Consider the following 674-nt stretch of genomic DNA (forward strand, 5'->3'; position numbering starts at 1 on the left):
GTGGAGATCGAGCTTCCGGGCGGCGCCAAGCGCTACCTCAACGGCCAGTGCATCCATTTCAGCGCGGTGGGCAAGCAGGGCCGCTACTACCTCTACGAGGCCCAGGTCAAACCCTGGCTGTGGTACGCCACGCGGCGCTCGGACTACCAGATCTTCCAGAACCTGAGCGTGCCGGACATGGTGAAGAAGGTCCTGGGCGCCTATCCGTTCCAGACCAAGTTCATGCTCAGCCGCAGCTACCGCACCTGGGAATACTGCGTGCAGTACCGCGAGACCGACGCCAACTTCGTCATGCGCATGTTGGAGAACGAGGGCATCTGGTTCTGGTTCGAGCACAGCGCCGGCGAGCACGTGATGGTGATCACCGACGACGTAGGGCTTTGCGATCCCTTTCCCGGGTACGCCTCGGTGCCTTATTACGGGCCGGACTTCACCTACCCGGACAAGGACCACCTGGACAACTGGGCGGCCGGCGGGCGGGTCAAACCGGGCAAGTTCATGGCCCGCGACTACAACTTCAAGATGCCGCGGGCGGACCTCACCACCCAGCACGCGACGCCGGGCGAGCATGCCCACGGCAGCTACGACATCTTCGACTACCCGGGCGGCTACACCAGCCTGGACGAGGGCGATCCCTATGCCCGGGCGCGCATGGAGGAACTGCACAGCGCCCA

The 674-nt window shown here is 64.4% G+C and carries 1 protein-coding gene; it reads left to right on the plus strand.

From position 1 onward, the window contains the following. The coding region (locus OGL92_RS22050) for a phage late control D family protein (RefSeq protein WP_263148023.1) at positions 1-674 on the plus strand (674 nt) is incomplete at both ends.

Source organism: Pseudomonas sp. RIT-PI-AD (assembly GCF_025642785.1).
In the GTDB taxonomy this organism is placed as follows: Bacteria; Pseudomonadota; Gammaproteobacteria; order Pseudomonadales; family Pseudomonadaceae; genus Pseudomonas_T.